This window comes from Synechococcus sp., assembly GCF_982614295.1.
In genome coordinates, this window is the sequence record NZ_CEXBMR010000070.1 from 1 (window position 1) to 5,998 (window position 5,998).

At 53.9% G+C, this 5,998-nt stretch carries 5 protein-coding genes; 2 read left to right on the forward strand and 3 right to left on the reverse strand.

The genetic code is table 11. The annotated features are described in order from the left end of the window. Window positions 1–1,960, reverse strand: a 1,960-nt coding sequence (locus AC2JC8_RS09525; protein ID WP_484594614.1) for a glycosyltransferase family 39 protein, incomplete at its 3' end; no start/stop codon positions are given. Window positions 1,961–1,988: 28 nt separating this feature from the next. Here AC2JC8_RS09525 and AC2JC8_RS09530 point away from each other — a divergent pair. Continuing rightward, window positions 1,989–2,336, forward strand: a complete 348-nt coding sequence (locus tag AC2JC8_RS09530) for a nucleotidyltransferase domain-containing protein (protein WP_484420388.1) — start codon at window positions 1,989–1,991, stop codon at window positions 2,334–2,336. 5 nt (window positions 2,337–2,341) lie between these two features. Further along, window positions 2,342–2,734, forward strand: a complete 393-nt coding sequence (locus tag AC2JC8_RS09535; protein ID WP_484420389.1) for a HEPN domain-containing protein — start codon at window positions 2,342–2,344, stop codon at window positions 2,732–2,734. A 1-nt stretch (window position 2,735) separates the two neighbouring features. Here the strand turns inward: AC2JC8_RS09535 and selD are convergent, their stop codons facing one another. Both selD and galE read right to left on the reverse strand, forming a co-directional pair. Further along, window positions 2,736–4,853 carry a selenide, water dikinase SelD gene (selD, locus tag AC2JC8_RS09540; RefSeq protein ID WP_484594615.1) on the reverse strand — a complete coding sequence of 706 codons (2,118 nt, stop codon included), beginning with the start codon at window positions 4,851–4,853 and terminating at the stop codon, window positions 2,736–2,738. Beyond that, window positions 4,850–5,884, reverse strand: coding sequence for a UDP-glucose 4-epimerase GalE (galE, locus tag AC2JC8_RS09545; RefSeq protein WP_484594616.1), 1,035 nt, complete (start codon window positions 5,882–5,884; stop codon window positions 4,850–4,852). Before galE ends, selD begins: the two co-directional genes overlap by 4 nt. Window positions 5,885–5,998 lie beyond the last annotated feature (114 nt).

Consider the following 5,998-nt stretch of genomic DNA (forward strand, 5'->3'; position numbering starts at 1 on the left):
GGCGCGCCTGATTAAAACGCCAAATTTCGCCAGCAAGAACGCCACTGAGATCTCCTAAGCCCTTCAGCACAAGGTTGGTGTTGCGCAATTGGCCTGCGTCCGCCACCGCCTTTGCCCGCCATGGTTGCCAAGCTGCATTAAGCACTACCGCCCGGTAGGCAGCTGGCCAGGGGGTTTGGGGATTTAGCTGCTCAAGCCTTGCAAACCAACGCTCTGCTTCTAGGGCGCGGTTTTCTAATACGCCAAGCAAAGCCATGCTCCAAAGAGCCTTTTGATTATTTGGATTTTTAGCAAGTTGATAATTGGCATTTTGACGCACAATTTTTTGATAGGAGCGGTGGCCATCAACTTGATGTTGCGTACCGATCGCTTCAAATAAGGGAGTTAAGCCCTTGGGGCCCTCGGCTAAACCAGCGGCGAGTTCAGGAAATTCAGCAGCAAAGCTGAGGGGTTTTGGTGCTGTTTGTTTACGCTCCCACAATTCAAAATTTCCACCAAGCGGTTTTGGCCAGCTTTTTTGCAGTTTGAAAATGCCGCTTTGCCGAATCGCCTGATTAAAAATTTCCACCTCTGCCCCCACGGCTCCTTGATAACCAGTGCCTAGCAGCACCTGCTCAGCGCTTGCTAGAGCAGCCGGGATATGGGCATGGTTATTACCTAATTGACGCCCCACCAATTGAGCGCCAGCGCGGCGGCCGAAATAGCTCACGTTGTGTTGGTTAAAGCTGCCGGTGCTTGGCACCACGATCAAGGTGCGCGCCGATTTCGGATTTTTAGCTTGCACATAACGAACGATTGCCTCTAGTGGTTCAGCTGGTGTGCCTTGCCGCTCGATTGCATTCGCCCTTGCATTTAGCGAAAAGCCACTTGCAGCAAATATGCCAAGCCCTAATAGGGGCCACGGCAGTGCCAGCCAGCCCCTGGCAAGCACTATTGCCAGCAGTGGCATTAACGGCGCTAAGTAGCGGGGGTCTTTGTTGGGGCTAAGCACTGTGAGCAGCGCCCCGGCGGCCATTGAACCCAGCAGCCAGCACCATTGCTGATTTGGCAAATGCCAAGCTTTTTTGGCTTTATACCGGCGCCAAGCTGCAACAACTAAACCAACTATTCCGCCAACTAAAGGCAGCTCACCCGCAAGGGTCGGCAACCGCTTTGGATACCAAAACCACCCTGCCAAGCTGCTTGCATTGGGATCACCTTCGCGGGCAGCTGATTCCAAAGTGGCCCTTTGGGTGCCACCCAAGGTGGTAATTAAATTGTGCTGCAGCCATGGCTGCAGTAGGGCCAGCACCAGCGCAAATGCCGCCAGCAACTGCAAACGCCTGCCGCGCCCCTGCCGCAAAGCACTAACGCTTGCCCATGCAAGTGCTGGCAGCAGCACCAACAGGGAACTTTGTTTTATTAATAGAGCCGCGCTTACAGCTACAGCAGCCTGTAGCGCTTGCCACCAGCTAGCGGTTTTTAGTTGAGGTTGCAGCCAACGCCCCAGCAGCCACAGGGCCCAGGTGCAACTGGCGCATACGGGGATTTCTAAAACAAAGTCAACCCTTAATTCCGCCAGCAGGGGCATCAGGCAGCAAAGCAAAGCAGCCATCAGCCCCAATGCTTCACCGCCAAGCTGCCTGCCCCATAGCGCTACTGCCAGCAGCAGCAAGCCAAACCACAAGCTCAAGGCCCAAGCGGCTTGATCTGGTGCATCACCAGCAATGGAGATCACGCTGCCATTTACTAAGGAGGCCAGCGGCGGGATTTTTGGTGATAAATCCAGTAATGCCTGCCAGCCCTGCCAGCTGCCGCCTTCGATTAAACCCAGGGCGCGGCCATGGTCTAGAGCGCTATTTAAATAATCCGCTTGATCCCAGGCGGGCAATCGTTGATCCAGGTGCAACCAGAGCCGATCTAAACCGCTGCTGATGAGCCACAGCAAGGCGAGTAATGGCCAGAAGCAACGTTTCAGCATCAAACGGCAAGCCCGATAACCTGAACCTATGACCAACCTGGAAAAGCTATCTGCAGTGGAGTGCCTAAGGCGCAGCAGGCATCAGTTGTGGCTTCAGCAGCTGCGGGCTGAGGTAGCTGAACGCTTGTTGCCAAGTTGTGTTGTTTATCTTTTTGGTTCCCGTGCCCGGGGGGATTGGGATGGCTTTTCCGATACTGATTTATTAGCAGTTGCAGCCACTCAAGAACTTGCAGAAAAGCAAGCTGATCACTTGCGGGCTGGTTTGGTTGGTGATGATGTAATTGCAATAAGCATTGAATATTGGCAAGCTATTGGGGAGAAATCTTCTCCTTATTGGCGAGCAATTAAGTCTCAAGCGCAGCTGCTAGCAGGTTAAAAACTATGAATTCAAGGCCGCAAGCTTGGTTTAAGCAAGCCAAAGATGATCTTGAGGTAGCGAAGCTTACCCGAGATAACGGTTATAACTGCCAAGCCTGTTACTTTGCTTCCCAAGCGGCAGAAAAGGCACTTAAAGGTTTGATTTTGGAGTTGGGTGCGGAGCCAGCATATACACACGTATTAGGGGAATTAATTAAACAGCTAAAACAACTTGGTTGTAACGTAGAGGCATTTGATTCATTACCATTATCAAGCCTCAGCCGATTGGCAGCTGCTAGTAGATATCCTATTGAAGCCACACCAGCTGCGGAATTATTTGAGCCAGCTGATGCAAATCAGGCGATTTCTACGGCTGCAGCTGTTCTAGAACTTGTAGAAGCTTTAGATACCCCTTAAATTACTTTTTAACACTTGCTCTTTCAACAATTGCATTTTCAACCGTTGCAATTACGGCAGCTTGCTTAAAACCAGCCATTTGCATTGCCGCAAGGCAGTTTTGCGCTTGTGCTGCTGGGATCGCTGCTATCAACGGGCCGCAGGTTTGGGGATCAAGCAATAGCTGCACTGCTGCTTCCGTTTCTCGTGCCAACAGGGCTGGCCATTGCTTTAAAACAGCAGCATTACTAGGGGCAAGGCTGCTTTGGTAGCCCTGCCCCAACAGCTCTAATGCCCCAGCTAAGGCTGGCAGCGCCATCAGTTTGTTTTCGGAATTAACTTGCACCCCGGGGGATAGGTCCAACATTTCGCCGAGGTGGCCAAGTAGAGCAAAGCCCGTGATATCAGTGCAGGCATGGCAGCCATGGGCGGCGAGCAGGGGCACAAGATCAGCTTGGCTTTGTTGCATCAAGGCCAAGGCTCCAGCGATCCAGTGCGCTTTTGCGGCTCCTGCATTTGCAGCAGCAAACAGCACCCCTGTGCCAAGAGGCCGGCTTAGTAGCAACACATCACCTGCGTGTAATGGTCCTTTACGCAACATGCGCTGGCTGGGGGCTTGGCCGTTGAGGCTTAAAGCCAGCAGTAATTGCTGGCTGAGGGGTTTATTCAGTTTTGGCGGCTCTAAATCCTGCAGGCTGTGGCCCCCTAATAGCTCTGCCCCCAATGGTTCCAGCACACTTTTAATACCCGCCAGGCTTTGCAACAGCAGGTTTTCCTGCATAGCGGCATCGCAGCGGGGCAGCTGGATAAATACCTGGGCGCTATGGAGCTGGGCGCCACTGGCCCAGAGATCAGAACAGGCATGTAGAGCGGTGAGCCGTGCGTTAAGCCAGGGATCAGCCACAAGGGCCGGAAAGCCATCAATACTTTGCAGCCATTGCACACCAGCAATGGGATCCCCCAAAGCGGCGGCATCTTCAACGCCGCGCGGTTGCCCTAATCGCTGTAGCGCATTGCTTAAAGGTTGCGCCGCTAATTTTGCGGCGCAACCGCTGCAGGCCATTTCATTGCGCTGCAGGCCCTCTTGCATCGCTGCTGCTTGTTGCTGCAGCATCGCCATAAAACGTTTATCTAGGTGTTGCTTTAGGAGCCAACTCCAGCGGTTTGGCCCCCAATGCAATGGCCCCCATTCGCCATAGGCAGCACCTCTGCTATTGCCAAGTAGCTGTAAAGCATGTTTTTGCGGTTGCCATTGGCGTAGTGGTTTGTCAAGGGCGGCGCGGCGCAGATTTGCGGCCAGGGTGGGCGCTGCCCGCACGGCCCATACGCCACTGGCGGGCCTTGCTTTATCGCTAATTACAGCGCAATCACCACTGGCAAATAATTGAGGCATGCCGCGCACCTGTAGCTGGGTATTTGTGTAAATACGGCCATTGGCATCAAGGCTTAAACCTGAGTTTTTGAGCCATTGGGGGCCGCGGCTACCGGTGCATAAAAGCCGCAAATCGGCGGGCCCAGCGGTGGTATCAACTTTTAATTCCACCCCTGCAGCATTTAATGCTGCTGCAAACCGGCCCCAATAAGGGCGGCAACTGGCTTTAACAAACAGCTGCACTTTGAGGCCGCGCCAACTGAGGCCAAAGCCAAGTTCAATGGCAGCAGCACCACTACCGATCAGTTGCACTAAATCGCCGGGGGTTAAAGCTTCAAGGGCGGCAAGCACCGGCTCTAGGGGCTTGATTGGTAGCTGCCTTGTTGCATCAATTGTTGCTGGGGTAGTGGAAGCGGTGATTTCAGCACCAAGGTTGAGGCTGAGCCAGCGGTAAGGCAGAGCTGGGCGTGCAGTGCCATCGCAACTATGTAGGTGTAATTCTTGGCGATCTATATCAAGGCCGCTGATTTCCGCTTCCACAAATGCCACTTGGGCTGCTAGGCAAAGGCGGCGTAGATCTATCTGGCAAGCCTCCAACGTGATTTGTGCGGCAAATAATTGGGGCACCAGGCCTGAATAAAGGCTGCTGCCTTGGCGACTTACCAGGGTGATTGCCGCTACTGCAGGGCGGCTGCGGGGTGCCAGCGCCCAACGCTGCAGCAATAGGGCATGGCAATGGCCGCCACCTGCAAGCAGCAGCTCACTCATCGATAACCATTGGGATTTGCCGCTTGCCAGGCCCAACCATCAGTGCAGATTTGGGCCAGGTTGCGTTTTGTGCGCCAGCCCAATAAAGCTTTGGCAAGGCTGGGATCAGCCACGGTGATTGCTGCATCGCCAGGGCGGCGATCCACAATTCGATAGGGCAGTTCACGCCCGCAGGCCTGCTCAAAACCCTTTAGCACTTGCAAAACAGAATGGCCTTCCCCGCTGCCGAGGTTGAGGGTGAGCAGTTGAGGCGCCCCTGCAAGCAACACCTCAAGGGCAGCCGCATGACCTTCCGCTAAATCCATCACATGGATGTAGTCGCGAACACCAGTGCCATCAATAGTGGGCCAATCATCACCAAATATCAGTAATTCGGGCCGTTTGCCAACGGCTACCTGGCTTACAAAAGGAAAAAGATTATTTGGGATACCAGCTGGGTCTTCCCCGATAAGGCCGCTGGGATGGGCGCCAACGGGGTTGAAATAACGCAAGCGGGCGATCCGCCAACAGGAGCTACTGCCTGCAAGATCAGCTAAAAGTTGTTCGGCTGCAGCTTTGCTGTGGCCATAGGGATTGATCGGTTGGATCTGGGCGGATTCTGGAATTGGCACCTGGTTTGGCATGCCATAAAGAGTGGCGCTACTGCTGAAAACCAAGCTGAAACATCCGGCCGCTGCCATTGCAGCAAGCAGCAGGCGGGTGCCTTCCAGATTCACTTGCCAATAGAGCAGGGGATGGTTAACGGATTCAGCAACGGCCTTTAGGCCTGCGAAATGAATCACCGCATCAAAAGAACCACTGAGGCCATAGGGCCCACCTTTAAATAAGCGCTCTAAACAAGCGGGATCATTCAAATTGCCAGCCACCAGCGTTATTTGCTTACCGCTGAGCTGCTCCACCCGTTTAAGCGCTTCTGGGTTGCTGTTGCGGAAATCATCAAGCACTACCAAGTGGTGGCCGGCTTGCAGCAGCACTAAAGCGGTGTGGCTACCGATAAAGCCCGCTCCGCCGGTGAGCAATAAGCGAGCCATTTCAATGGGTTGCTAAAGAACTGCAGCTAGTTTGACCTGGCAGCGCTCGAGGAGCTTGATCAACCGTATGACTTGTTTAGTTACCGGCGCCGCCGGCTTTATCGGCTTTCACCT